Source organism: Pantoea phytobeneficialis (genome assembly GCF_009728735.1).
GTDB lineage: Bacteria > Pseudomonadota > Gammaproteobacteria > Enterobacterales > Enterobacteriaceae > Pantoea > Pantoea phytobeneficialis.
This window is the reverse complement of record NZ_CP024636.1, coordinates 2,450,757-2,474,900: the sequence shown is the minus strand read 5'-3', so window position 1 is coordinate 2,474,900 and position 24,144 is coordinate 2,450,757. Positions and strand designations below refer to the sequence as shown.

Genomic DNA, 24,144 nt, shown 5'->3' with positions numbered 1-24,144 from the left:
TGCGTCGCGTTAACGCGATGCGCCGCTATTGAGCCAGAATGGCACCTGTTTAACCGCCTGATTCACTAAGGTATTCAAACCACGTTCCTGCTGGATATGGATAGCGTGCTGCAATGTCTGCCAGGATGACATCCAGTTGTTCACCTCTTCTGCCGGATAGGCCCCTGCCAGCAGATGGACCGCCAGCAACTGACGATTAAGGCGAGTGGCTTTATCCTGAAACTCATTAAACAACTGCACATCAACAAACGTTTCTTTCAGGTCGGCGGCGATGCGGCTCAGCATAATGTCGCTGAAGCGCTTGAAGGAACCCTGCAATTTGCTTTTGTTCTTATCATCCAACCAGTTTTGCCACTGTGATTCGACCAGCCAGTGAGTAAGCGCTAACTGAGCCTCTACAGAGGCAAAAGAAAAACAGAGTTCCTGAGCTTCCTGGTCGTCATTCGTCAGCACCTCTTCGATGCGCGTCAATTTCTGACGCAAATCGCTGCTGGCCTTGCGCGGTACCAGCGCGCCGAACAGTGAAAATGTCTGACGCAGCGCGTCCAGCGCTTCCAGAACTGACGTTTTTGCTGCCGGGTTACCTCGCAACCAGACCTCTTCATGGTATTGCCAGTGATTCAGCCCCGCAGACAAGGCGTTGATCATCCCCTGCTCCACCGTCGCTTTTGCCGGTATCTTCAACAGAGGAAAGGTCCGCAATGGACGGGGTGGATTACCTTGTGCCAATTGATAGCCACGGGCGGCTTTACTCAGGCTGCCAAGACGTAATCCCCCCATATCAATCAGCTTTGCAGCGAAACTCAGGAGGTCCGCACGGCTACCTTGTTTCAGCTCCAGCTCCACTTCATACAGCGGTTCACTGAATTCACCGGCAGCAACCTCACCACGGTCAAACGCCACTTCTATTTCACTGTCAGCAAATTGCACCAGCCACATCTCACGCTGGAAATGGGTGCTGAATAACGGTTCCAGCCGCTGCTGTAGTGCAGCGACATCGGTGCCTTGCGGCCAGATTTCGGCTGGCAGCAGCGCGATGTCCAGGTCTGGCGCATCAAGATCCACGTTATATTCCGGGCGCTGGTGCAAACCACCCACGGTTTTACCGGACGCTTTAAGCGTCATTTCATAGCGTTGATCAACGCCACGAATGCGCAGTCCCATATCCCAGCGACGCAACTGATTGTCATCGGTTTCAAAATAGATGTTGGTCAGTTCGCGTGCCGCCACATGTTGATGAGGCATTGCCGCCAGGTTGGTGGTAAGTTTTTCGGCCGCTTCTGGCGTGGCAATGAACTTTAATTCGATTTCGATGGTCATAATTTTTTTGAATACGCTGCTGGCACGTTAAGAAGTTAATCTGGCGAAGAGTAATGCACTGAATGCGCGCTGTCTTGGGTTTCTTTTGCTTTTACGACCCTTTTCGCACCAGATTGAGACCAGGATAGTTCTCATTCAGATTTATGGGAAGCCTCTCCAGACTGTGCCAGTGTTTTTACGCCTTTACCAAACTTTGATATCGAATGAAAAAAATTACTTTTGCCGCTCTTTCTTTGCTGGCTTTCAGCGCCATCTCGACAGCCCATGCTGCCGAAAAGCGTTATATCTCCGATGAATTATCCACCTGGGTACGCAGCGGGCCTGGCGATCAATATCGTCTGGTTGGCAAGCTGAATGCCGGGGAGGAAGTGCAGTTGCTGCAAACCAACACTGACTCCCAGTATGGTCAAATCCAGGACTCACAGGGTCGTACTACCTGGATTCCGCTGTCACAGCTGAGTACCGACCCCAGCCTGCGTACCCGTGTGCCACAGTTGGAACAGCAGGTGAAAGATCTCACCGATAAGCTGCAAAACATCGACAACAGCTGGAACCAGCGTACGTCGGAAATGCAAAATAAAGTGGCCAACAGCGACAGCACCATCAACGATCTGAAAGAGGAAAATCAGAAGTTGAAAAACGAGTTGATCGTCGCGCAGAAAAAAGTCAGTGCCGCCAATGTCCAGTTAGATGACAAGCAGCGCACCATCATCATGCAATGGTTTATGTATGGCGGTGGCGTGTTGGGTGTCGGTTTGCTGCTGGGTCTGGTACTGCCGCATATGGTGCCGCGTCGCAAAAAGAACAATCGCTGGATGAACTAAGCACCTTTTTGTTCTTTTTCTTAAGGGGATCGTAAGATGCCCCTTTTGGCATGTCCGAATTTTGGCCAAACTATGTAACAATTAAAGTCAGATGCGTGGATGGCACGCAAAGGCAGTTGACCTCTGGAGTAGTTGAGTGAAGACGTTTCTGGTCGGTGGCGCGGTGCGCGATGCGCTGTTGCGTTTACCGGTAAAAGATAAAGATTGGGTGGTGGTCGGCACTACGCCTGATGCGATGCTGGCGCAGGGCTATCAGCAAGTTGGCCGGGATTTTCCGGTTTTTTTGCATCCGCAAAGCCGTGAAGAGTATGCGCTGGCACGGACTGAACGTAAAAGCGGCAATGGCTACACCGGCTTTGTGACCTGGTTCGCCCCTGACGTCACGCTGGAGCAGGATCTGCAACGGCGCGATCTCACCATCAATGCCATCGCTCAGGCAGACAACGGCGAGTTGATCGACCCTTACGGTGGTCAACACGATCTGGCCAATCGAACCCTGCGTCATGTCTCTGCGGCTTTTAATGAAGATCCTCTGCGCGTATTACGTGTGGCGCGCTTTGCTGCCCGTTTCGCTCACCTCAACTTTCGCATTGCCGAAGAAACTCAGGCGCTGATGCGCGATATGACCGCCAGTGGCGAACTGGCACACCTCACGCCAGAGCGCGTCTGGAAGGAAACGGAAAAAGCGCTGCTGACACGTAATCCGCAGGTTTATTTCCAGGTGCTGCGCGACTGCGGTGCCTTGCAAGTGCTGTTCCCGGAACTGGATAACTTGTTTGGTATTCCCGCGCCCGTCAAATGGCATCCGGAGATTGATACCGGCATCCATTCGCTGATGACGTTAACCCTTGCCACGGCGCTCTCGGATGAGTTGGATGTCCGTTTTGCCACGCTATTTCACGACGCTGGCAAAGCGGTTACGCCGCGCGAAAAGTGGCCGAGCCATCACGGTCACGGCCTGGCGGGCGTACCAATTGTGGCTGCGCTGTGCGAGCGCTTACGCGTCCCCAATGCGATTCGCGATTTGGCGCTGATCGTCGCCGAATTTCACGATATGGTGCACACCATTGAGCGGCAGTCGGCCGAGATGTTGGTGGCGTTATTCGATCGCGTCGACGCCTGGCGTAAGCCACAGCGTGTGGAGCAACTGGCGCTGACCAGTGAAGCTGATGCCCGTGGTCGTGCCGGTCTGGAGAGCAACGCTTATCCGCAGGGAGATTATCTGCGCAAGGCTTTTGCCCTGGCACAGGCCGTACCAACCAAAGCGGTGATTGAGGCTGGATTCAAAGGGGCAGAAGTACGGGAAGAATTAACCCGTCGGCGCAGAGTCGCGGTGCAGGAAGGATTGATCGACACGCGGCCAGCCTGAGCTGGCCGCGCAAGGTCTTACATAAACAGCATGTAAACCACGCCCGCAATAATAAAGCGGTAGATGGCGAATGAGACAAACGAGATACGTTTAATCAGTTCCAGGAAGGCTTTGATCGCAATCAGCGCCACCACGAAAGCGGTCACAAAGCCGACGGCGAACATCGGCAGATCCTGCATCGTCAGAAAACTCATACTCTTGTAGAGATCCAGCGCCGTTGCCCCCATCATCATCGGCACCGCCAGAATGAACGAGAACTCCGATGCCGCATAGCGGCTCACACCCATCAGCATACCGCCTGAGATGGTTGCACCAGAACGTGAGAAACCAGGCCACAGCGCCAGACACTGGAAGCAACCAATCATAAATGCCTGGCGGTAGGTGATATCGTCAATCCCGACTGCTTTCGGCTGCTTAGGTTTGAGCAGTTCCGCTGCCAACAGCAGCACGCCTCCAACCACCAGCGCATACATCACGTTGATCGGGTTAAACAGGGTTTTGATTTGATCGTGCAACACCAGACCAACCACCACCGCCGGGACCATACCCAGCAGGATATGGATCAGGGTCAGATGACCTTTACCCGTACCTTCATGTTTGACTTCACCAAAGTGAATACCGATTAAGCCAAAGAGCCGACGCCAGAACATCACCACGACAGCAAGAATGGAACCGAGCTGAATCACCACTTCAAAGGTTTCGGCGGTTTCACCCTCAAAGCCTAACAGGTGGCCAACAATAATCATGTGGCCAGTGGATGAGACCGGTAAGAACTCGGTCAGACCTTCCACTATCCCCAGGATTGCAGCTACCCAAAGCTGATGAATATCTGCCATCAACATTTTCCTCTATCCGTTTTAAACAGTAAAAAGGCGGTCGCATCTGCTTACCGCCTTAAATTATGCCTGCGCCAGTCTGAAGGAAACCTTAAGGTTTCCGGCAACTAAGCCGCACTAAGCGCGGCGGCTGCAACTAAGACACACCATAATTTGGTTTGGTTTCATTGTGATGGCAATCACATCGGATTTATTTAGGAATAGTCCCGCGCTCAATACGCACGCCAACCGTTGCTGCCTGCGCTACAGCCCCCGGTTTGCCTACGCGGATGCGTACGCCGGGCGTTTTGAAACGGTTCATCAACAGATCCGCAATTTCTTCTGCCACGCGTTCAACCAGGGCAAAACGCTGGCCGTTAAGATGGTTTAAAATAGCTTCGGTGACGTCAGCATAGCTGAGGCAATCATTAACATCGTCGCTGGCAGCCGCCTGACGGTTGTCCCACGCCATTTCGACATCGAGCACCAGCTTCTGCTGCATGCCCTGCTCCCAGTCGTAAACGCCAATGGTGGTGAACACGGTGAGTTGCTCGATAAATACGATATCCATGATGTAGTCTCTGTTTTTGGCTATGCCGGATACCACTTCCGGCGGATTATGCGTATTATCCACACTTACCGAGAACAAAACGACCCTACAGGAACGGTATGGAACTATGAGTGCTATCGCGCTTGGTATGATTATTTTCGCGTATCTTTGCGGCTCCATTTCCAGCGCGATACTGGTATGCAAACTCGCTGGCCTGCCCGATCCACGTACCGAGGGGTCTGGTAATCCGGGGGCGACTAACGTGCTGCGCATCGGCGGGAAAGCGCCTGCGGCAGCGGTACTGATTTTCGATATCGCCAAAGGCATGTTGCCGGTGTGGATTGCCTGGCTACTGCATGTTGCTCCGCTCTACCTTGGCCTGACGGCCATCGCCGCCTGTCTCGGTCACATCTATCCGGTATTCTTTCGTTTTCGCGGCGGCAAAGGCGTGGCAACGGCATTTGGTGCCATCGCGCCGATTGGCTGGGACCTGACCGGGTTGATGACCGGTACCTGGCTGTTGACGGTCCTCTTGAGTGGTTACTCGTCGTTGGGTGCGATTGTCAGCGCGCTCATCGCGCCGTTTTACGTCTGGTGGTTCAAACCACAGTTCACTTTTCCGGTATCGATGCTTTCCTGCCTGATTCTGTTGCGCCACCATGACAACATCCAACGCCTGTGGCGCGGCCAGGAAAACAAAATCTGGAAGCGGAAGAAAAAGAAGAAAGAATAAAAAAACCGGCGCAAGGCCGGTTTTTTTATTTTAGATGGCAGGCAATTCCGCCAATGGCCAACGTGGCCGGACGCTAACGCCCAACTCACCACGCGTACCACCTTTCAGACGCACCATGCCTGCGTAAGCAATCATTGCGCCGTTGTCGGTGCAGAATTCCGGACGGGCGTAAAACACTTCGCCGCCACGGGCCTGCATCATGTCAGCCATACGCTCACGTAACGTACGGTTGGCGCTCACGCCACCCGCAATCACCAGACGTTTAAAACCGGTCTGATCCAGCGCACGCTTACATTTAATCATCAGGGTATCCACCACCGCGTCCTCGAAGGCGCGGGCAATGTCGGCACGCGCCTGTTCATCCCCCGCATGTTCACGAATGGTGTTGGCCGCGAACGTTTTAAGGCCGGAGAAGCTGAAATCAAGGCCGGGGCGATCGGTCATCGGGCGTGGAAACGTGAAGCGACCCGGTGTGCCCTGCTGTGCCATCCGCGATAGCATTGGCCCGCCCGGATAGTCGAGGCCCAGCAGCTTGGCGGTTTTATCGAAGGCTTCACCTGCCGCATCATCGATAGATTCGCCCAGCAACGCGTATTCACCAATACCCGTGACGCTTATCAGCTGAGTGTGCCCGCCCGATACCAGCAGCGCGACAAACGGGAAGTCCGGTGGGTTATCTTCCAGCATCGGGGCCAGCAGATGGCCTTCCATATGATGGACCGGCACCGCCGGTACATTCCAGGCAAACGCCAGCGCGCGTCCAACGGTCGCTCCCACTAACAGCGCCCCGACCAGACCCGGTCCGGCGGTATAAGCCACCGCATCAATCTGCTGCGGCTGTAATCCGGCCTGTTTTAACGCCGCCTGAATCAACGGCACCGTTTTACGCACATGATCGCGCGATGCCAGTTCCGGCACCACACCGCCGTAATCGGCATGCAATTTTACCTGGCTATATAATTGATTTGCCAGCAGACCGGACGCGTCGTCGTAAATCGCGATGCCGGTTTCATCGCAGGACGTTTCAATACCCAGAACTCGCATAGCTTTCGTACCCTCTTCTTGCGGTGCGCAGTGTATCACAGGGAGATCACCGGCCGGACATCTTTGGGCTGGAAAAAGTGTTTTTCCGCCGCGCAAAGAGTGCGCTATACTCCACGGCCTGAAAAAACCGGCAGCCGCAATGGCAAACGCCCCTGTTGGTTTCAATTTGTCCTTGGTGCTTTACAAGCCAACCGCGGTTGGAGTAGAATTATGCACCATTTTGAAATGTGCTGGCGCCGCAGCCAGCAGCAAAACCGAATTTTATCGAGGTGAGAGTTACATGCCGGTAATTAAAGTACGTGAAAACGAGCCGTTCGACGTAGCACTGCGTCGCTTCAAGCGTTCCTGCGAGAAAGCAGGCGTTCTGGCTGAAGTTCGTCGTCGTGAGTTCTATGAAAAACCGACTACCGAACGTAAGCGCGCTAAAGCGTCTGCTGTTAAGCGTCATGCCAAGAAACTGGCTCGCGAAAACGCACGCCGCACTCGTCTGTACTAATTTCTTTCGGAGGTTCGCCTCCGCCGCGTGATCAACGCAGACAGAGTCAAGTAAGAGGCCGTGCTTTCCGAAAGGAAGCGCGGCTTGTTGCCGTTTATGAGCTGAAAAATCGGGGCTTATGGCTGGACGAATTCCACGCGTATTTATCAATGACTTACTTGCCCGCACGGACATCGTGGACCTTATCGATGCCCGCGTAAAGCTGAAAAAGCAGGGTAAGAACTATCACGCGTGTTGCCCATTCCATAACGAAAAGACGCCCTCTTTCACCGTAAACGGCGATAAGCAGTTTTATCACTGCTTCGGCTGTGGTGCCCACGGCAATGCCATCGACTTCCTGATGAATTTCGATCGTCTGGAATTTGTTGAGAGCATTGAGGAACTGGCCACCCAGCACGGCCTTGAAGTGCCTTATGAAGCGGGTAACGGCCCCAGCCAGATGGAACGCCATCAGCGCCAAAGCCTTTACCAACTGTTAGAAGGCCTGAACACCTTTTATCAGCAGAGTCTGCGCCAGCCGCAGGCACAGCTTGCTCAGCAGTATCTCGCCACCCGCGGCCTTAGCCAGCAAGTGATTGATCACTTCGCTATTGGCTATGCCCCACCGGGTTGGGATAACGCGCTCAAGCGCTTCGGTCAGCAGAAAGATGATCGAGAGTCGCTGATGGAAGCTGGCATGCTGGTTAGCAATGACAAAGGCCGGACGTACGATCGCTTTCGCGACCGCATCATGTTTCCGATTCGCGATAAACGTGGACGAGTCATTGGTTTTGGCGGCCGGGTGCTGGGCAACGATACGCCGAAATACCTGAACTCGCCGGAAACACCGATTTTCCATAAAGGCCGTCAGTTGTATGGCCTGTATGAAGCGCAGAAAAATCATCCCCAACCAGCGCGTCTGCTGGTCGTGGAAGGTTATATGGATGTGGTGGCACTTGCGCAGTTCGGCATTGATTATGCCGTTGCTTCGTTGGGAACCTCGACCACCGCCGAACATATCCAGCTGCTGTTTCGCTCGACGGAAAACGTGATTTGCTGTTACGACGGCGACCGCGCGGGTCGTGAAGCCGCCTGGCGTGCACTCGAAACCGCATTGCCTTACATGAATGATGGTCGTCAGCTACGCTTTATGTTTTTGCCTGATGGCGAGGACCCGGACACGCTGGTGCGCAAAGAGGGCAAAGTGGCGTTTGAAGCAAGGATGGAGCAGGCAATGCCGCTCTCCACGTTTCTGTTCGACAGCCTGCTGCCGCAAGTTGATCTGAGCACGCGCGACGGTAAAGCACGCCTGAGTACGTTGGCGCTGCCGTTGATCAGCCAGATCCCGGGCGAGACCCTGCGCATTTATATGCGTCAGGAATTAGGTAATAAACTCGGCATTCTTGACGATAACCAGTTAGAGAAGCTACTGCCGAAACAGGCCGAGAGTGGTGCCGCACCCACTGCACCGCCACTGAAGCGCACCACCATGCGCGTGCTGGTTGCCTTGTTGGTGCAAAATCCGCAGTTCGCCGCGATGGTGCCTGCTCTCGAAGGTCTTGAGCAGTCAAAAATGGCGGGGTTGCCGCTGTTCGTGGAGTTAGTCAGCCGTTGTTCTGAGAATCCTGGCCTGACGACCGGACAGCTACTAGAGTTATATCGCGGGACAAATTTTAGTCAGACACTTGAAACACTGGCCACCTGGAACCACATGATAGTGGATGAAGAGGCCGAAGCGGTCTTCCAGGATTCGCTGGCAAGTCTTTACGATTCCGCGTTGGAGCAGCGCCTTGAAGCGCTTATCGCGCGCGACCGTACCGAAGGATTAAGTGCCGCCGAACGCCGTGAATTCTGGGCACTGAGCCAGGCACTGGCAAAGAAATAATCGTTTTAAGCGCCTTGGTTGCCGATACCGTTAAAATGGCAGGGAACCGGGGCGATAAGCATTAGCGGAACCTGGCGAGAAGCCAGGCCCGAAAAAAAGAATCCAAGCGGCTTAAGTGCCGATTATAGAAGGGCAAAAGCCCTGGCCGCGACGAAGGCAGCGGCAAAAACACAACGCCTTCACTGTTATTGTTGGCTCGCTGCCGACCGACACCAATCTAATTAACAGAAGTGTGGATACCGTCTTATGGAGCAAAACCCGCAGTCACAGCTTAAGCTACTTGTCACCCGTGGTAAGGAGCAGGGCTATCTGACCTATGCTGAGGTCAATGACCATCTGCCGGAAGATATCGTCGACTCCGATCAGATCGAAGACATCATCCAGATGATTAACGATATGGGTATTCAGGTGGTGGAAGAAGCCCCTGATGCCGATGATCTGATGCTGAATGAAAACAGTGCCGATACCGACGAAGATGCCGCGGAAGCCGCCGCTCAGGTGTTATCCAGCGTTGAATCTGAAATTGGCCGTACCACCGACCCGGTGCGCATGTACATGCGTGAAATGGGTACTGTTGAACTGCTGACGCGTGAAGGCGAAATCGACATCGCTAAACGCATCGAAGACGGCATCAACCAGGTTCAGTGCTCCGTTGCAGAATATCCGGAAGCGATCACCTATCTGCTCGATCAGTACGATCGTGTTGAAGCGGGCGAATCACGTCTGTCCGACCTGATCACCGGCTTTGTCGATCCGAATGCAGAAGAAGATCTGGCACCAACTGCGACTCATGTCGGTTCTGAGCTGTCTGAAGAAGACCGCGACGACGACGATGAAGACGACGAAGAGAGCGATGACGACAGTTCTGACGACGATAACTCTATCGATCCAGAACTGGCGCGCGAAAAATTCGTTGAGCTGCGTACACAGTATGAAACGACCCGCACGGTGATCAAAGCCAAGGGCCGCAGCCATGCCGACGCAGTTGCCGAAATTCAGAATCTTTCTGAAGTGTTCAAACAGTTCCGCCTGGTACCGAAGCAGTTCGATTACCTGGTGAACAACATGCGTGAAATGATGGAGCGTGTGCGTACTCAGGAACGCATCATCATGAAGCTGTGTGTTGAACTGTGCAAAATGCCGAAGAAAAACTTTATCACGCTGTTCACCGGCAACGAAACCAGTGAAAGCTGGTTCAAAGCCGCGCTGGCAATGAACAAGCCGTGGTCTGAAAAACTGCTGGAAGTGCAGGATGACGTTATGCGTTGCCTGCAAAAACTGCTGCAAATTGAAGAAGAAACCGGCCTGACCATTGAGCAGGTCAAAGACATCAACCGTCGTATGTCTATCGGCGAAGCCAAAGCGCGTCGTGCGAAGAAAGAGATGGTGGAAGCTAACCTGCGTCTGGTGATTTCAATCGCCAAGAAATACACCAACCGTGGTTTGCAGTTCCTCGACCTGATTCAGGAAGGTAACATCGGCCTGATGAAAGCGGTTGATAAGTTTGAATACCGTCGTGGTTATAAGTTCTCAACTTACGCCACCTGGTGGATCCGTCAGGCCATCACCCGTTCTATCGCCGACCAGGCACGTACCATCCGTATTCCGGTGCATATGATTGAGACCATCAACAAACTCAACCGTATTTCGCGCCAGATGTTGCAGGAGATGGGCCGCGAACCGACGCCGGAAGAACTGGCTGAGCGTATGCTGATGCCGGAAGATAAAATTCGCAAAGTGCTGAAAATCGCTAAAGAGCCGATCTCTATGGAGACGCCGATTGGTGATGATGAAGATTCGCATCTGGGCGATTTTATCGAAGACACCACGCTGGAGCTGCCGCTGGACTCTGCTACTTCTGAGAGCCTGCGTTCCGCAACCCACGACGTGCTGGCGGGTCTGACTGCGCGTGAAGCGAAAGTGCTGCGTATGCGTTTTGGTATCGATATGAATACCGACCACACGCTGGAAGAGGTAGGCAAACAGTTCGACGTAACGCGTGAGCGTATTCGTCAGATTGAAGCCAAGGCGCTGCGTAAACTGCGTCACCCGAGCCGTTCCGAAGTACTGCGTAGCTTCCTTGACGACTGATTTGGTCCAAAACAAAAAACCCCGGCTTGCCGGGGTTTTTTATTGTCTCAGAACAACTGTAATCCTTCATATAGCTGGCGATAGGCGGCAGCCATCTCCTCCAGCGAAGCGCGATTCAGGCCGCTCGGGTTGGGCAGCACCCACAACCGGGTAGCACCGAGCATTTGCGGCTGCTCGCCCCACTCCACCTTACGCTGGCGAAATGCGCGCTGGAAGGCATCTTTGCCCAGCACCGCCAATGCACGCGGCTGGTAACGCAGCACCTTTTCCTGCAATCGACTGCCGCCATCGCGCAGCTCATCACCCGCCAGTTCTGTGGCCTGTACGGTAGGACGCTCCACCAACATGGTGATGCCACAACCCGTTTCCAGTAAACGTTGCTCCTGTTCCGGCTTGAGTTGCTCATGGGTAAATCCTGCCAGATGAATCACCTTCCAGAAGCGATTACCCGGATGTGCAAAATGGAAACCGGTGTGCGCTGAGGATTGGCCTGGATTGATGCCGCAAAACAACACCTGCAAATGCGGAGCGATGATGTCGCGAATGTTGTGTTCACTCATGCCAACACCAACCCGGCGCGTTGCTTCACTGACTGACGGCTGGCAGCCAAAATATCGTTCGCGTCGGCTTCATCCGGACAGGCGCGCGCCAGCGCCATCGCTCCCACCATCTCGGCCAGTATGCTGGCAGCAAGGGTGTCGGCCTGAGCATTACCCAACTGCTGCAAAGGTTCCGCCAGACGCTGGCAAACCGCTTCACGCCGTCGGGAAAACAACGTACGCGCCTCGATTGGCAAATGCGCCATTTCACTGGCAAGCGCGGGCAGTGGGCAACCTTCACCCGGCATCGCACGATGGATATCAGAGAGATAATTATCAATTAGCAATGCCAGGCGCTGAGCCGGGTCCTCGACCTGCACAATCGCGGCAATACGTTGCGCAGAGTCAGCAAACATTTGTTCAATCACCGCCTCAACCAATGCTTCACGCGACGCGAAATGGGCATAGAAACCACCGTGCGTCAAACCGACACGCTTCATTAACGACGCCACGCCAATGCTCTCAGTACCACACTCACGCATCACTTTGGCCGCCTCATCCAGAATGCGTTGACGCGTACGCGCTTTGTGGCTCAGTTTTTCCATCTTCTGCCCCTCCTGATCATCAGTTACGACAATCATAGTAATTATTACGACCATCATATTCCAGCTTGACGAAAAATATTATGACCGTCATATTTATCACGTCAAATATGATAACCATCATTTAGAGGAATCGACCATGTCATCATCTCAACTGGCTTTGATCACCGGCGCATCCAGCGGTATTGGCGCAACCTACGCAAAACAACTGGCCGCTCGCGGTTACAACCTGATTCTGGTGGCACGCGATGCTGCCCGCCTTAACGCGCTGGCGCAGAGCTTGCGAGAATCAGCAGGCGTGGAAGTCTCCGTAGTCCCGGCAGACCTCACCAAAACGCAGGATTTGCAGCGCATTGAACAAGAAATTCGTGACAACCACCAAATCACTTTGCTGCTGAATAACGCAGGAATGAGCGTAGAGGGTGAATTTATTGATGCGGATATCGAACGTATTCAAACCATGCTGGCGTTGAATATTGTCGCACCAACCCAATTAGCTCATGTCGCGGCCCAGGCTTTTCGTGCGCGCGGCCATGGCACCATCATTAATATTGCTTCCGTGCTGGCGTTGATCCATGAGCGCTTTAACGGCGCATACGACGCGACGAAATCCTTTGTTTTGACACTAACGCGCGCCATGCAGCGTGAGCTGGCTGATAGCGGAGTCCACGTCCAGGCTGTCCTGCCCGGTGCAACGCGTACCGAAATTTTTGATCGTTCAGGCACCCCAATTACGACATTCCCGGCAGAAATGCTGATGGAAGTGGAAGATCTGGTGAGTGCCGCGCTGAGTGGACTGGATGCTGGTGAGTCGGTCACCATCCCGTCGCTGGAAAACACTGGGCTATGGCAGGAATTCGATAACGCCCGGATAGCGTTGCAACCTTATTTGTCGCTGAACAAACCGGCATCACGTTATCAGCAGGCATAAAGGTAACAAGCAGACAGGGCATTCCTGCCCTGTCTCAGATTCGTCTACGGATTAAGGGGATTGTTGTCACAACGGATAAGGGATATACGAATTTTCTTATGGATATCAAGGAGTCAGATACTGCGCTAATTTTGAGCAACCAGCTATCAATGGCTGGATCACCCTGGCGAGATACTTTATAATCCCCGCTCCGCTGGCCCCTTAGCTCAGTGGTTAGAGCAGGCGACTCATAATCGCTTGGTCGCTGGTTCAAACCCAGCAGGGGCCACCAAATTTAGTGATGAAAATCATTAAGTTAAAACGCATATCATCAGTTGACTTGTTGGTTATGCTCTCTGAGTGCCCCCTTTTTGTCCCCCCAATTTTTTCATCTTGCGGTTCCAGCCCCATGTCCATGCCCAGCGCCGAGTTGGACCAATGTCTTTTTCAGCAATGGCTCTCAGTTTATCGAGATACTTTTCTGCTATTTCCCACAATTCCTGCGCATAACTAGCTATTGTGTAATGATTAGATTCTTCTCCTGACATTGCCTCTGAATGCCTGGAATCTGCGTCAGAAATTTCGTCATAGAATGCTCTTAGATTGCTAAGAAGTTTTTCGTTAAATCTTAGTTTACCCATTGAGCACAATCACTTAGTTGCTGGCAATAGATGGCATCTTCAACGGCTTCTGCCGTAGGCCGGCTGGCAGGAAAAAGCGCGCAGGCTCGCACCACGCTCAGCAGTTCGGTGGCCACGGCCAACGTGTCGGCATCATCGCCGGTGCAAACCAGTCCCACATTCACCGTGCTGACGCTGATAATCGTTCGGGTGCCTTAGTTGATTTCCTCAACACGCACGTCGTGGTGGTAATCCCGAGCCATAAAACGAATCTCCGGTTTAGGGGTTTCGTTATGGTCGCGCCTCCTCTACATCAAGGCACGCACTGGACGTCGTGTGAAGGCCGTCACATTAACTGGATAACTTTAACGCATGAAATCAGCGCCCTCAAAAAGCGTGAAGGCGGTTTTTTGCTGGGTTTTCATGGTGTAGTATCGGAAAAACTCACTTCAGCACTAAGGTTGAGCGCAGCATCGACTGACATTGACCGGCAAGGTAACAGGGATGGCTTACGATAATCACTACATTGTTAACTGGATGGAAGCAGACAAAGAGCTGGCGCTCAGACTGGACCGCGCGCTTAAAGGTGTCAAAGATGAGATGCTGGAAAAAGGACAGCAGCTTTCAGATGCCTTCACCCGAGCAACCTGGTATACATCATGTCTGACGGATAATTATCAGGATGTTTGCTCCAGGCTGGGTAATGAGGATGTCAGGTTTGTTAAGGGTCTGATTGAACTGGTAAAAAGAAGAGATATCATCTTTATTCTTATCAAACTGTATGTGGAAACTTATCTAAAGAACGAATCAGAAGATAAAGTCACAAATATCGCTCGCGCATTATCAAAAATGGGCGCACATACTGCCAGCGGTGTGCTGACGAGTCGAGCACTTACTTTTGCTGTAGCACAGTCAATTGCACATTCATTCTCACTGACTTCACATTTTGCACGTAACAAAATCGCAAATGGGCAAATTATGCTCTTTGGGCATTAACTGGCTACAGTTATGTGACCGAAGCGGCTAAAAAGGCTGAAGAATTACAACGCTTTCAGCTCGCCTATTATTATGTCCTCTACAGTCAGAACCTTGAGATGATGTATTTTCTAATCGAGCCTATTATCTCCAGAAACAATCACTTCAGTACCCTTGGAAAAACTGCAACAGAACTGGCACAAGGGCTATACAGGTTAATGCAATGATAAACAGACTGTTCAAGAGAATATTTAAAGACCTTACCTGGTATTTCTCCGGGGCAATCCCCGTTATTCTGGTTATCATTTTCTCGATGATCGCCGTTACATACTGGGAAAAATACGCCATCAAAAGCATCGGAATATTCATCCTGGTGATGATTGCTGCATATGTCTATGTGGCGGTGAAATTCAAAAGTTAGCAAAAGGCATTAACGAAGCACTTTATTTGTGCAAAAATCGGTCCATCTTCCTTCATTTTTATCTGACCGGAAATGCTATGGCTGGCGTGAACAAAGCTCAACTGACTGAAACCGATATCATCACCAAATTTATCCTTCCGGCTATCAAAGATGCGGGCTGGGATGTCATGGCCCAGATCCGCCAGGAAGTTAAACTGCGCGATGGCAAGGTCGTGGTGCGTGGGAAACTGGCGGCCCGTCTCGCGGTCAAATCAGCAGATATTGTGCTTTACCATAAGCCAGGGTTACCGTTAGCGGTCATTGAAGCCAAGGCTAATAAGCATGAAGTCGGCAAAGGCATGCAGCAGGGGTTAGGCTATGCCTCACTGCTTGACGTTCCATTTATTTTTGCTTCCAATGGTGACGGTTTTATCTTTCACGATAAAACCAATCCATCACAGCTCGAGTCGGAGATCGCCTTACATGATTTCCCAACACCTGCTGAGCTGTGGCACAAATTCTGTATCTGGAAAGGTTATACCTCAGAGCAGCTCCCGGTCATTACTCAGGATTACTTCGATGATGGCAGCGGTAAAGCCCCCCGTTATTATCAGCTCCAGGCCGTAAATAAAACCATTGAAGCCGTGTCTGCTGGCGCGAAACGTGTATTGCTGGTAATGGCGACAGGGACAGGAAAAACCTACACCGCGTTTCAGATCATCTGGCGGTTGTGGAAGGCAAAAAACAAGAAACGTATTCTCTTTCTTGCTGACCGCAATATTCTCGTAGACCAGAGCAAGAATAACGACTTTCAACCCTTCGGTAGCGCAATGACCAAAGTGACGGGCCGCACCATTGATCCGGCTTTTGAAATCCACCTTGCGCTATACCAGGCCATCACCGGACCAGAAGAGTCACAGAAAGCCTATAAACAGGTTGCTCCCGATTTCTTCGACCTGATTGTCATCGATGAGTGCCATCGCGGCAGTGCTTCTGAAGACAGTTCATGGCGTGAAATTCTCGAATATTTTGGCAACGCCACGCAGGTGGGCCTCACTGCGACCCCTAAGGAGACGGATGATGTCTCCAGCACCGACTATTTTGGCGACGCGGTATATACCTATTCGCTTAAAGAAGGCATCGAGGATGGCTTTCTTGCTCCCTACAAAGTGGTGCGCGTGGATATTGATGTCGACCTACAGGGCTGGCGGCCAACCAAGGGGCAGATTGATAAAAACGGCGAGCAGATTGAAGACCGGATCTACAATCAAAAAGATTTCGACCGCACAATGGTGATTGACGAGCGCACCCTGCTGGTGGCGCAAACCATTACTGACTATCTGAAGCGCACCAACCCAATGGATAAAACCATTGTTTTCTGTAACGACATCGATCACGCCGACCGAATGCGCCGCGCCCTGGTTAATCTGAATCCCGAACAAGTCGCCAGGAATGAAAAGTATGTGATGAAAATCACCGGCGATGATGATGAGGGTAAAGCTCAGCTGGATAACTTTATTAATCCCAAAAAAGCCTATCCGGTGATTGCAACCACGTCTGAGCTGATGAGTACGGGGGTTGATGCCAAGACCTGTAAGCTGGTGGTACTGGATCAAAATATTCAGTCGATGACCAAGTTCAAGCAGATTATTGGCCGTGGCACGCGTATTGACGAGAAGTATGGCAAATTGTGGTTCACTATCCTCGACTTTAAAAAAGCCACTGAATTATTTGCCGATGAACGTTTTGATGGCGTCCCTGAAAAGGTCATCCGCACCACTTCAGAAGAGATCACTGACCCTGAATCAGATTTCGACGAGGAACTGGCAGATGAAACACCTCCAGAAGAAGCAGGCAATGCCGTAACGGCGCTGGAAGAAGAAGCGGCAGAATACGGCGTAACACCAGACGACGAACCAACCGTATTTGTCGAAGACGATGAGCATAAAATCCGCAAATTCCACGTCAGCGGCGTTTCGGTTAAGGTGCTGGCTAAGCGCGTGCAGTATTACGATGCCGACGGAAAGCTGGTCACCGAATCTTTCCAGGACTACACCCGCAAAACCCTGATAAAATCCTACGCCTCACTCGATGAGTTCACCTCAAAGTGGCAAGGCAGCGCGCGCAAGCAGGCAATCATCGAGGAGCTTGAGCAAGAGGGGATTCTCTGGGAAGTTTTGGCTGAAGAAGTGGGCAAAGATCTCGACCCATTCGATTTACTCTGCCATGTGGTTTACGGTCAGCCAGCGTTGACTCGCCAGGAGCGGGCAGCGAACGTGCGTAAACGCAACTACTTCACCAAATACGCAGAGCCAGCACAACGGGTACTCAGCGCCCTGCTCGATAAGTATGCCGATGAAGGCGTCAAAGAGATTGAGGATATTCAGGTACTTAAACTGAAACCCTTCGATACCCTTGGGCGTCCACTTGAGATCATCAAAAGCAGCTTTGGCGACAAACAAGCTTATGAAAATGCCGTGAACGAACTGGAAAACGAAATCTACCAGTTGCCGCCGCGCTCCGCCTGACCGCTTAACAATTTAATGCCACCGATGAGTCTACGCTCGCGGTGGCATCCTTTTTTAAAATGGATAATCCACTATGTCTATCAGCTCCGTTATCAAATCCCTTCAGGACATCATGCGCAAAGACGCGGGGGTTGACGGCGATGCCCAACGCCTGGGCCAACTGTCCTGGCTGCTATTTCTGAAAATCTTTGATACCCAGGAAGAAGAGTTAGAACTGGAGCAGGATAACTACCAGTTGCCTATCCCGAAGCGCTACCTCTGGCGCACCTGGGCCGCCAACAGCGAAGGGATCACCGGCGACAGCCTGCTGGAGTTTATCAATGATGACCTGTTCCCAACCCTTAAAGATCTCACTGCCCCGGTGGATAAAAACCCGCGTGGCTATGTGGTGAAACAGGCGTTTAGCGATGCCTACAACTACATGAAAAACGGCACTCTGCTGCGCCAGGTGATTAACAAGCTGAATGAAATCGACTTTAGCAGTAGCACCGAACGTCATCTGTTTGGCGACATCTATGAACAGATTCTGCGTGATCTGCAAAGCGCCGGTAACGCCGGTGAGTTTTATACCCCGCGTGCCGTCACCCGTTTTATGGTGAACCGCATTGACCCGAAACTGGGTGAGTCGATTATGGACCCCGCCTGCGGCACCGGCGGCTTCCTGGCCTGCGCTTTTGACCACGTAAAAGATAACTACGTCAAAAACACCGCGGATCATCAGACGCTGCAACAGCAGATTTTCGGCGTTGAGAAGAAACAACTGCCGCACCTGTTGTGCACCACCAATATGTTGCTGCACGGCATTGAGGTGCCGGTACAAATCCGTCATGGCAATACGCTGAACAAACCGCTGTCATCCTGGGATGAGCAGATTGATGTCATTGTCACCAACCCGCCATTTGGTGGTACAGAAGAAGACGGTATTGAGAAGAACTTCCCAGCGGAAATGCAAACGCGTGAAACCGCTGATCTGTTCCTGCAACTGATTATTGAAGTGCTGGCAAATAAAGGCCGTGCGGCCGTAGTCCTGCCTGACGGCACGCTTTTTGGCGAAGGCGTTAAAACTAAAATCAAAAAACTGCTGACCGAAGAGTGCAACCTACACACCATTGTGCGGTTACCCAACGGCGTGTTTAACCCGTATACCGGCATTAAAACCAATATCCTGTTCTTCACCAAAGGTCAGCCGACCAAAGATATCTGGTTCTATGAACACCCGTATCCAGAAGGTGTGAAAAACTACAGCAAAACCAAACCGATGAAGTTTGAAGAGTTCCAGACTGAGATCGACTGGTGGGGCAACGAAGCCGACGGTTTTGCCAGCCGAGTTGAAACCAATCAGGCGTGGAAAGTTGGCATCGATGAGATTATTGCCCGCAATTTTAACCTAGATATCAAAAACCCGTATCAGGGTGAAGTCGTTAGTCACGACCCGGACGAACTGCTTGCTCAGTACCAACAGCAGCAAACCGAGATTAGCCAACTGCGCAACCAACTGCGTGATATCCTCGGTGCCGCGCTTGCGGGTAAGGAGGCCAACTGATGTCTGTTGAACAACTGATCACCCAACATATCGATACCTGGACTTCTGCCTTACAGACGCGTTCAACGGCTGGGCGCGGCAACAATGGCAAGATTGACCTTTATGGCATCAAGAAGCTGCGTGAGTTGATTCTGGAGCTGGCGGTACGCGGGAAACTGGTGCCACAGGATCCAAATGATGAACCGGCGTCTGAGTTGCTGAAACGGATTGCGGCTGAAAAAGCCGAGCTGGTGAAGCAGGGGAAGATTAAAAAACAGAAGCCGCTGCCGGAGATTGGTGAGGATGAGAAGCCTTTTGAGTTGCCGGTGGGTTGGGAGTGGGTCAGAATTTCTGAAATAGGACATGATTGGGGACAAAAAACACCGAGCTGCCAATTTACCTACATTGATATTGGTTCAATCGATAAAGAACTAGGTGTTATTAATGAACCTGAAATTATTCAGGCTAAAAATGCTCCATCAAGAGCAAGAAAGATAGTAAAAAAAGGTACAGTTGTATACTCAACCGTAAGACCATATTTATTAAACATTGCAGTAGTTGCACAAGAATTTTCCCCAGAGCCTGTTGCCAGCACTGCATTTGCCATTATCCACCCTTTCATGGGGATATTTTCAGATTACATTTATTATTATCTTCGCTCATCAACATTCATTACTTATGTAGAGGGATGTCAAACAGGAATTGCTTATCCCGCCATTAATGATAAACAATTTTTCACAGGGCTTATTGCTATACCACCCTCTAATGAGCAAGATCTTATCGTAAATAAGGTCGGCGAACTCATGGCCTTGTGCGATCAACTGGAACAGCAATCCCTGACCAGTCTGGAAGTACATTCCCAGCTGGTTGAAACGCTGCTGGCAACGCTCACCGACAGTAAAAATGCCGAAGAGTTAGCCGAAAACTGGGCACGAATCAGCCAGCATTTCGATACGTTGTTTACCACCGAAGCCAGTATCGACGCACTTAAGCAAACCATTCTGCAACTGGCGGTGATGGGTAAACTGGTGCCGCAAGACCCGAACGATGAACCAGCCTCTGAACTGCTAAAACGTATTGAGCAGGAAAAAGCGCAGATGGTGAAAGAAGGAAAAATTAAAAAACAAAAACCTTTGCCACCAATTAGTGAGGATGAGAAGCCGTTTGAGTTACCACAGGGGTGGGAATGGTGTCGAATAAAAGAAATAGCTCAAGTAGGAACAGGTTCTACTCCTTCAAGAGATAATCCTGATTATTGGTCTAAACCAGAATTTAATTGGGTTACAAGTGGTGAAACATCATCACCATTTATTATCACTACAGCTGAAAAAGTATCAATGAGGGCTGTAATGGAAACAAACATTTCAATTTACCCACCAGGCACGCTTGTGATTGCTATGTATGGTCAAGGTAAAACGCGTGGTCAGATAACTGAATTGCGTATCTCAGCGGGAACAAACCAAGCTTGTGCTGCAATCCAATTATTTGAAAGTAATGAATTTCACCGTAGATACATAAAATTTTTCTTTGAAAAATCGTATGAAGATTTAAGAAGTCATGCCGCAGGCGGGGCTCAGCCGAATCTAAATTTAGCTAAAGTATCAAATACACCTATTCCTATCCCACCTTTAGCAGAACAAATTAAAATTACATCCAAAGTCGATGAGTTATTTGTTTTTTGTGACAATTTTAAATCCCGCCTGCAATCCGCCCAGCAAGCCCAACTTCACCTGGCGGATGCACTCACTGATGCAGCATTAAGCTAAGGAACAGACAATGCCGGTTCATCATGCTATCTGGCGAGTGGGTGACAAACCCCAGCCACTGACCATCAGCAAACTGGCCAGTGAGAGTTTGCTGGAAAGAATGATCTTAAACGACCCAACCATTCTTTCAGATCAGTGGATGATCATAGGTCATCAGGAAAATACACTCGATAAGGGGCGTATTGACCTGCTGGCGATTGCGCCCGATGCTTCATTGATCTTGATTGAGATTAAACGTGACCGCACACCGCGCGAAGTGGTGGCTCAAGCGCTGGATTATGCCTCGTGGGTAGATGATTTAACAGCAGACCGCCTGTCACAAATCTATGAAAAATTCTCCGGCGGCGGCAATCTGGGCGAAGCTTTTAAGCAACGATTCAACGCTGAGTTAGAAGAAGAGTCCATCAATCAGTCACACCAAATCATTATCGTGGCGGCGGAATTGGATCCGTCCACCGAACGCATTGTCGACTACCTAAGCAAAAATGGTATCTCTATTAACGTGCTGTTCTTTAAAGTCTTTCATCACGGGGACGAACAGTTTTTAAGTCGTGCCTGGCTTCTCGATCCCAGCGAGACGCAAACTAACGCTGCTCAAGCCACCGCAGGGGCCAGTGCCAAAACCAAGGAGCCGTGGAACGGTGAGTTCTATGTCTCGTTTGGTGACCCAGCCAGCCGTAGCTGGGAAGAGGCCCGCCGCTATGGCTTTATCAGCGCCGGTGGCGGCAGTTGGTATAGCCAGACCTTAAAACAACTTCAGCCCGGCGATCGCGTATGGGTGAAAATCCCGGCTACCGGTTATGTCGGCGTTGGCATCGTGCAAAGCGCCGTTGAACCTGCCAGCAGTTTTACACTGGATACCGAAGCCGGTGAAAAACTCGCGATGGACGTACTCAAGCATGGCGAACTGTACCGCCAAAATGCGGATGACCCTGATAAGTCAGAGTATTTTGTCCCGGTGAAATGGCTTGAAACCCGTAGTGAGCAGGAAGCCAGGAACGAGGTTGGATTCTTCGGCAATCAGAATACCGTTTGCAAACCTACCACGCCAAAGTGGCGACATACTGTTGAAAGATTGAAAAATCACTTCAGAAACTGGAATACGAACGAGTAAAAATTTCCCGCATTCAGGCGAATGGATTTTAATAAGGATCTTAACAATGCGTAAAATCCTCTACTCCGAATACACGTTCCGGCGGTCACACGAAGGTGTGGCTGCCCCGACGTTTTATTCGGGGATTACCCATGCAAACAAGAAATCGCGCGTTTCGTCGCCATCATATGAAAAGGCTCAAAACTAAACGCAGTCGATATAATAATGCGGCTTACAGCTGGCCTGAAGGGGCGAATATCGGGAAGGCTTACCATACGCCATGCCCCTGCTCATGCTGGATGTGTGGACATCAGCGTTTTCATCACGGAATGAACATGCAGGAAGTGACAGCAAGAGCCAAATACCAAGACTAAGCAACAGAGCCCACCTCAATGGTGGGCTATTTCCCGGCCAATACCAATGCAAATGCCATCATTGGATATGCCAGAAATCTAACGCTGCTTACTGAGCTGATTCTATAAAAATCTGCTTATATAACATCAATTGAACCTATCGATCACCAGCATCAGTTTCCCTTCTCCTCCCGCAGCAACTGATACCGATACTCCAACTGCCTCAACAGTATCTCGATCTGAACCTGTTCACCGCTTTGATTTCCCTCGTCTTCAGCGTAACGCCGTAGCTGCTCCTCAACTGGTGGATGCTGATTAAATGCCTGCATTACTGAAAATATGCTGGATTTCAATTCACTTACCGTCAGGTATTTGCCGCGCGTTTTATCCAGACGGTTAAGTTGCTCTGTCAATTGCTGTAACTCAGCCATTCCTTGCTGCCAACTCTGTAAGCGCTCAAACGGAATAGCTTCTTTTACCCTACGTTGTTGTTCCATGTGCGCCTGTTGTTGCATTTGCTCATACCTGAACCAGACCACACCTCCCAACACCATCGCCCCAGCCAGTAGCGTGCAACAGGCACCGCTGACGAAAGGCTTTAACATTGAAGCTGACGCTCCCACTGTAGGCTGAGTGACATAGACTTTCGGAGTCGGCGGTTCGGAGAGTGGCTGCGGCATATTTACCGCCCCCTCCTTAAGATGCACGATTGCAGACTTTATCTGCTCGTACAGAGCGCCTGTCTGACCTGCATCTCTCATGCCATAGCCGGTGAGCGTATCACGTAGTGACTGGAGCAATGCTTCGCTGCGGTACAACCCCGTTAACTCATCCTGATGCTGAAACATACAGCAACGCAGAAAGTTCTGGAGCCGACGTACCAGGGTACTAATGATATCCATGCGCGCCGACATGGCCTGCGGCCACAGTACCGTCCACTGGCATGCAATCAGCGCCTCGAGGATGCTCAAACCTTCATTCAAGCCGTGCACCCCTGCCGTATGTATGCGCGCCAGGGTGTACCAGGAGGCGCTTTGCAACTCCACGCCATTCAACTCAAACAATGCGAGACAGAGCTTCTCGACATGTCGCCAGTCCACATCAGGCCGAGCAGGATGAGAAAGTTTGCCTATCTCATCACGCAACGTGACGTATTCGCTGAAGGTACGCGGGTCTCCACCAATCTGGATTGGTTGGGGAGGTAGTTCGCTCATCATCCGTTGATTATCCTTTGGTTATGCGATCGCTGACTGTGCCTTTTCACGCCATCCTTCCTGAAGGGCGCTTTTCACCTGAGCCAGATGCCGTTCACTGTTGATCGCTCTCTGTTGTGCCACCACCACGCCGGGTTCCCGGGTGAACTGACGCAGACTGGCAGACTCCGCCAGCAGCGGCACGGGCGCTCCGCTCTGCCGGTCCACTACCTCCACATCGTACACGGCCAGAGCCGGGGGAATGTCCCTGTCGGATTTGACCCTGAAGCGGAGGAGGACTGGCTCATCCTGGGTGACCATCCCCGGTACCTTCCCGTCAACCACCAGCGCTGCCAGCGACTTGCTGCACTTGTCGCCAAAGTAAATCATCCGGTAGCGGAAGTAGCTGCCCCAGGGTTCACGACTGCCCAGACTGGCGTGGAGAAACCAGGCGCGCGAGTCATGCACCTGGTCATCAAACAACGCCATAAGCAACCCGTCAGCAGATTCAAGCAGTTCCCGGTGTTTTTGCTCCCC

21 protein-coding genes, 1 tRNA gene and 1 pseudogene are annotated in these 24,144 nt (G+C 51.5%); 13 read left to right on the top strand and 10 right to left on the bottom strand.

All coding sequences use genetic code 11. The features are described 5' to 3' along the window. Positions 1–9 precede the first annotated feature (9 nt). Entirely contained in the window at positions 10–1,320 is a 1,311-nt protein-coding gene (locus tag CTZ24_RS11530) for a CYTH domain-containing protein (protein ID WP_208723587.1), read from the bottom strand. Positions 1,321–1,523: 203 nt separating this feature from the next. Between CTZ24_RS11530 and CTZ24_RS11525 the strand changes: the two genes are divergently transcribed. Then, on the top strand, positions 1,524–2,144 hold the full coding sequence (locus tag CTZ24_RS11525; RefSeq protein ID WP_208723586.1) for a TIGR04211 family SH3 domain-containing protein: 621 nt from the start codon (positions 1,524–1,526) through the stop codon (positions 2,142–2,144). Between the two features lie 136 nt (positions 2,145–2,280). After that, a complete protein-coding gene (locus tag CTZ24_RS11520; protein WP_208723585.1) occupies positions 2,281–3,513 on the top strand; it encodes a multifunctional CCA addition/repair protein in 1,233 nt (410 codons plus the stop codon). A gap of 17 nt (positions 3,514–3,530) precedes the next feature. Here the strand turns inward: CTZ24_RS11520 and bacA are convergent, their stop codons facing one another. Both bacA and folB read right to left on the bottom strand, forming a co-directional pair. Then, positions 3,531–4,349 carry an undecaprenyl-diphosphate phosphatase gene (bacA, locus tag CTZ24_RS11515; RefSeq protein WP_021183465.1) on the bottom strand — a complete coding sequence of 273 codons (819 nt, stop codon included), beginning with the start codon at positions 4,347–4,349 and terminating at the stop codon, positions 3,531–3,533. Positions 4,350–4,539: 190 nt separating this feature from the next. Beyond that, positions 4,540–4,899, bottom strand: coding sequence for a bifunctional dihydroneopterin aldolase/7,8-dihydroneopterin epimerase (folB, locus tag CTZ24_RS11510; RefSeq protein ID WP_036625522.1), 360 nt, complete (start codon positions 4,897–4,899; stop codon positions 4,540–4,542). Positions 4,900–5,005: 106 nt separating this feature from the next. Between folB and plsY the strand changes: the two genes are divergently transcribed. Next, positions 5,006–5,611: a glycerol-3-phosphate 1-O-acyltransferase PlsY gene (plsY, locus tag CTZ24_RS11505; RefSeq protein ID WP_208723584.1), complete on the top strand. Its 606-nt coding sequence runs from the start codon at positions 5,006–5,008 to the stop codon at positions 5,609–5,611. A 30-nt stretch (positions 5,612–5,641) separates the two neighbouring features. On the opposite strand, the gene tsaD is transcribed toward plsY, so the two are convergent. Next, positions 5,642–6,655 carry a tRNA (adenosine(37)-N6)-threonylcarbamoyltransferase complex transferase subunit TsaD gene (gene tsaD, locus CTZ24_RS11500; RefSeq protein WP_021183468.1) on the bottom strand — a complete coding sequence of 338 codons (1,014 nt, stop codon included), beginning with the start codon at positions 6,653–6,655 and terminating at the stop codon, positions 5,642–5,644. 280 nt (positions 6,656–6,935) lie between these two features. On the opposite strand from tsaD, the gene rpsU reads away from it, so the two are divergent. The 3 genes from rpsU (at position 6,936) to rpoD (ending at position 11,106) form a co-directional block, all read left to right on the top strand. Continuing rightward, positions 6,936–7,151 (top strand): 30S ribosomal protein S21, encoded by a 216-nt coding sequence (rpsU, locus tag CTZ24_RS11495; protein ID WP_001144069.1) that lies wholly within the window; start codon positions 6,936–6,938, stop codon positions 7,149–7,151. A gap of 118 nt (positions 7,152–7,269) precedes the next feature. Continuing rightward, entirely contained in the window at positions 7,270–9,015 is a 1,746-nt protein-coding gene (gene dnaG, locus CTZ24_RS11490; RefSeq protein ID WP_021183469.1) for a DNA primase, read from the top strand. A 246-nt stretch (positions 9,016–9,261) separates the two neighbouring features. After that, positions 9,262–11,106, top strand: a complete 1,845-nt coding sequence (gene rpoD / locus CTZ24_RS11485) for an RNA polymerase sigma factor RpoD (RefSeq protein WP_013510546.1) — start codon at positions 9,262–9,264, stop codon at positions 11,104–11,106. A 47-nt stretch (positions 11,107–11,153) separates the two neighbouring features. Here the strand turns inward: rpoD and mug are convergent, their stop codons facing one another. Both mug and CTZ24_RS11475 read right to left on the bottom strand, forming a co-directional pair. Next, the gene (mug, locus tag CTZ24_RS11480; RefSeq protein WP_021183470.1) at positions 11,154–11,666 is read right to left on the bottom strand and encodes a G/U mismatch-specific DNA glycosylase; all 513 of its coding nucleotides are present in this window, start codon (positions 11,664–11,666) and stop codon (positions 11,154–11,156) included. Further along, on the bottom strand, positions 11,663–12,250 hold the full coding sequence (locus CTZ24_RS11475; RefSeq protein WP_208723583.1) for a TetR/AcrR family transcriptional regulator: 588 nt from the start codon (positions 12,248–12,250) through the stop codon (positions 11,663–11,665). Before CTZ24_RS11475 ends, mug begins: the two co-directional genes overlap by 4 nt. 136 nt (positions 12,251–12,386) lie before the next feature. On the opposite strand from CTZ24_RS11475, the gene CTZ24_RS11470 reads away from it, so the two are divergent. Together CTZ24_RS11470 and CTZ24_RS11465 are read left to right on the top strand one after the other, a co-directional pair. Continuing rightward, positions 12,387–13,178 (top strand): SDR family NAD(P)-dependent oxidoreductase, encoded by a 792-nt coding sequence (locus CTZ24_RS11470; RefSeq protein WP_208723582.1) that lies wholly within the window; start codon positions 12,387–12,389, stop codon positions 13,176–13,178. A gap of 195 nt (positions 13,179–13,373) precedes the next feature. Then, positions 13,374–13,449: transfer RNA gene (locus tag CTZ24_RS11465), tRNA-Ile, on the top strand. Between the two features lie 55 nt (positions 13,450–13,504). On the opposite strand, the gene CTZ24_RS11460 is transcribed toward CTZ24_RS11465, so the two are convergent. Together CTZ24_RS11460 and CTZ24_RS26930 are read right to left on the bottom strand one after the other, a co-directional pair. Then, positions 13,505–13,798 (bottom strand): hypothetical protein, encoded by a 294-nt coding sequence (locus CTZ24_RS11460; protein ID WP_208723581.1) that lies wholly within the window; start codon positions 13,796–13,798, stop codon positions 13,505–13,507. A gap of 56 nt (positions 13,799–13,854) precedes the next feature. Continuing rightward, positions 13,855–13,980, bottom strand: a pseudogene (locus tag CTZ24_RS26930) (hypothetical protein); the annotation flags it as partial. A 301-nt stretch (positions 13,981–14,281) separates the two neighbouring features. Here CTZ24_RS26930 and CTZ24_RS11450 point away from each other — a divergent pair. The 5 genes from CTZ24_RS11450 (at position 14,282) to CTZ24_RS11430 (ending at position 22,082) form a co-directional block, all read left to right on the top strand. Next, the gene (locus CTZ24_RS11450; RefSeq protein ID WP_208723580.1) at positions 14,282–14,773 is read left to right on the top strand and encodes a hypothetical protein; all 492 of its coding nucleotides are present in this window, start codon (positions 14,282–14,284) and stop codon (positions 14,771–14,773) included. Between the two features lie 477 nt (positions 14,774–15,250). Continuing rightward, positions 15,251–17,680, top strand: a complete 2,430-nt coding sequence (gene hsdR, locus CTZ24_RS11445) for an EcoAI/FtnUII family type I restriction enzme subunit R (protein ID WP_208723579.1) — start codon at positions 15,251–15,253, stop codon at positions 17,678–17,680. A 73-nt stretch (positions 17,681–17,753) separates the two neighbouring features. Next, positions 17,754–19,223, top strand: a complete 1,470-nt coding sequence (locus tag CTZ24_RS11440; protein ID WP_208723578.1) for an N-6 DNA methylase — start codon at positions 17,754–17,756, stop codon at positions 19,221–19,223. Further along, the gene (locus CTZ24_RS11435) at positions 19,223–20,968 is read left to right on the top strand and encodes a restriction endonuclease subunit S (RefSeq protein ID WP_208723577.1); all 1,746 of its coding nucleotides are present in this window, start codon (positions 19,223–19,225) and stop codon (positions 20,966–20,968) included. The genes CTZ24_RS11440 and CTZ24_RS11435 overlap by 1 nt, the downstream gene beginning before the upstream one ends. 10 nt (positions 20,969–20,978) lie before the next feature. Further along, on the top strand, positions 20,979–22,082 hold the full coding sequence (locus CTZ24_RS11430) for a DUF8606 domain-containing protein (RefSeq protein WP_208723576.1): 1,104 nt from the start codon (positions 20,979–20,981) through the stop codon (positions 22,080–22,082). Positions 22,083–22,587: 505 nt separating this feature from the next. Here CTZ24_RS11430 and CTZ24_RS11425 read toward each other — a convergent pair. Together CTZ24_RS11425 and CTZ24_RS11420 are read right to left on the bottom strand one after the other, a co-directional pair. Continuing rightward, positions 22,588–23,631 carry a VasL domain-containing protein gene (locus CTZ24_RS11425; protein ID WP_208723575.1) on the bottom strand — a complete coding sequence of 348 codons (1,044 nt, stop codon included), beginning with the start codon at positions 23,629–23,631 and terminating at the stop codon, positions 22,588–22,590. Between the two features lie 18 nt (positions 23,632–23,649). Further along, positions 23,650–24,144 (bottom strand): T6SS phospholipase effector Tle1-like catalytic domain-containing protein (locus CTZ24_RS11420; protein ID WP_437180256.1); only part of this gene is annotated, 495 nt, incomplete at its 5' end.

Bases quoted from the DNA above. Each gene is read 5' to 3' on its own strand.
- CTZ24_RS11530 (WP_208723587.1), bottom strand. From the start codon at position 1,320: ATGACCATCGAAATCGAATTAAAGTTCATTGCCACGCCAGAAGCGGCC.
- bacA (WP_021183465.1), bottom strand. From the start codon at position 4,349: ATGGCAGATATTCATCAGCTTTGGGTAGCTGCAATCCTGGGGATAGTG.
- rpsU (WP_001144069.1), top strand. From the start codon at position 6,936: ATGCCGGTAATTAAAGTACGTGAAAACGAGCCGTTCGACGTAGCACTG.
- mug (WP_021183470.1), bottom strand. From the start codon at position 11,666: ATGAGTGAACACAACATTCGCGACATCATCGCTCCGCATTTGCAGGTG.
- CTZ24_RS11430 (WP_208723576.1), top strand. From the start codon at position 20,979: ATGCCGGTTCATCATGCTATCTGGCGAGTGGGTGACAAACCCCAGCCA.
- dnaG (WP_021183469.1), top strand. From the start codon at position 7,270: ATGGCTGGACGAATTCCACGCGTATTTATCAATGACTTACTTGCCCGC.
- CTZ24_RS11470 (WP_208723582.1), top strand. From the start codon at position 12,387: ATGTCATCATCTCAACTGGCTTTGATCACCGGCGCATCCAGCGGTATT.
- folB (WP_036625522.1), bottom strand. From the start codon at position 4,899: ATGGATATCGTATTTATCGAGCAACTCACCGTGTTCACCACCATTGGC.
- hsdR (WP_208723579.1), top strand. From the start codon at position 15,251: ATGGCTGGCGTGAACAAAGCTCAACTGACTGAAACCGATATCATCACC.
- CTZ24_RS11440 (WP_208723578.1), top strand. From the start codon at position 17,754: ATGTCTATCAGCTCCGTTATCAAATCCCTTCAGGACATCATGCGCAAA.
- plsY (WP_208723584.1), top strand. From the start codon at position 5,006: ATGAGTGCTATCGCGCTTGGTATGATTATTTTCGCGTATCTTTGCGGC.
- CTZ24_RS11425 (WP_208723575.1), bottom strand. From the start codon at position 23,631: ATGATGAGCGAACTACCTCCCCAACCAATCCAGATTGGTGGAGACCCG.
- CTZ24_RS11475 (WP_208723583.1), bottom strand. From the start codon at position 12,250: ATGGAAAAACTGAGCCACAAAGCGCGTACGCGTCAACGCATTCTGGAT.
- CTZ24_RS11525 (WP_208723586.1), top strand. From the start codon at position 1,524: ATGAAAAAAATTACTTTTGCCGCTCTTTCTTTGCTGGCTTTCAGCGCC.
- CTZ24_RS11435 (WP_208723577.1), top strand. From the start codon at position 19,223: ATGTCTGTTGAACAACTGATCACCCAACATATCGATACCTGGACTTCT.
- tsaD (WP_021183468.1), bottom strand. From the start codon at position 6,655: ATGCGAGTTCTGGGTATTGAAACGTCCTGCGATGAAACCGGCATCGCG.
- CTZ24_RS11450 (WP_208723580.1), top strand. From the start codon at position 14,282: ATGGCTTACGATAATCACTACATTGTTAACTGGATGGAAGCAGACAAA.
- rpoD (WP_013510546.1), top strand. From the start codon at position 9,262: ATGGAGCAAAACCCGCAGTCACAGCTTAAGCTACTTGTCACCCGTGGT.
- CTZ24_RS11460 (WP_208723581.1), bottom strand. From the start codon at position 13,798: ATGGGTAAACTAAGATTTAACGAAAAACTTCTTAGCAATCTAAGAGCA.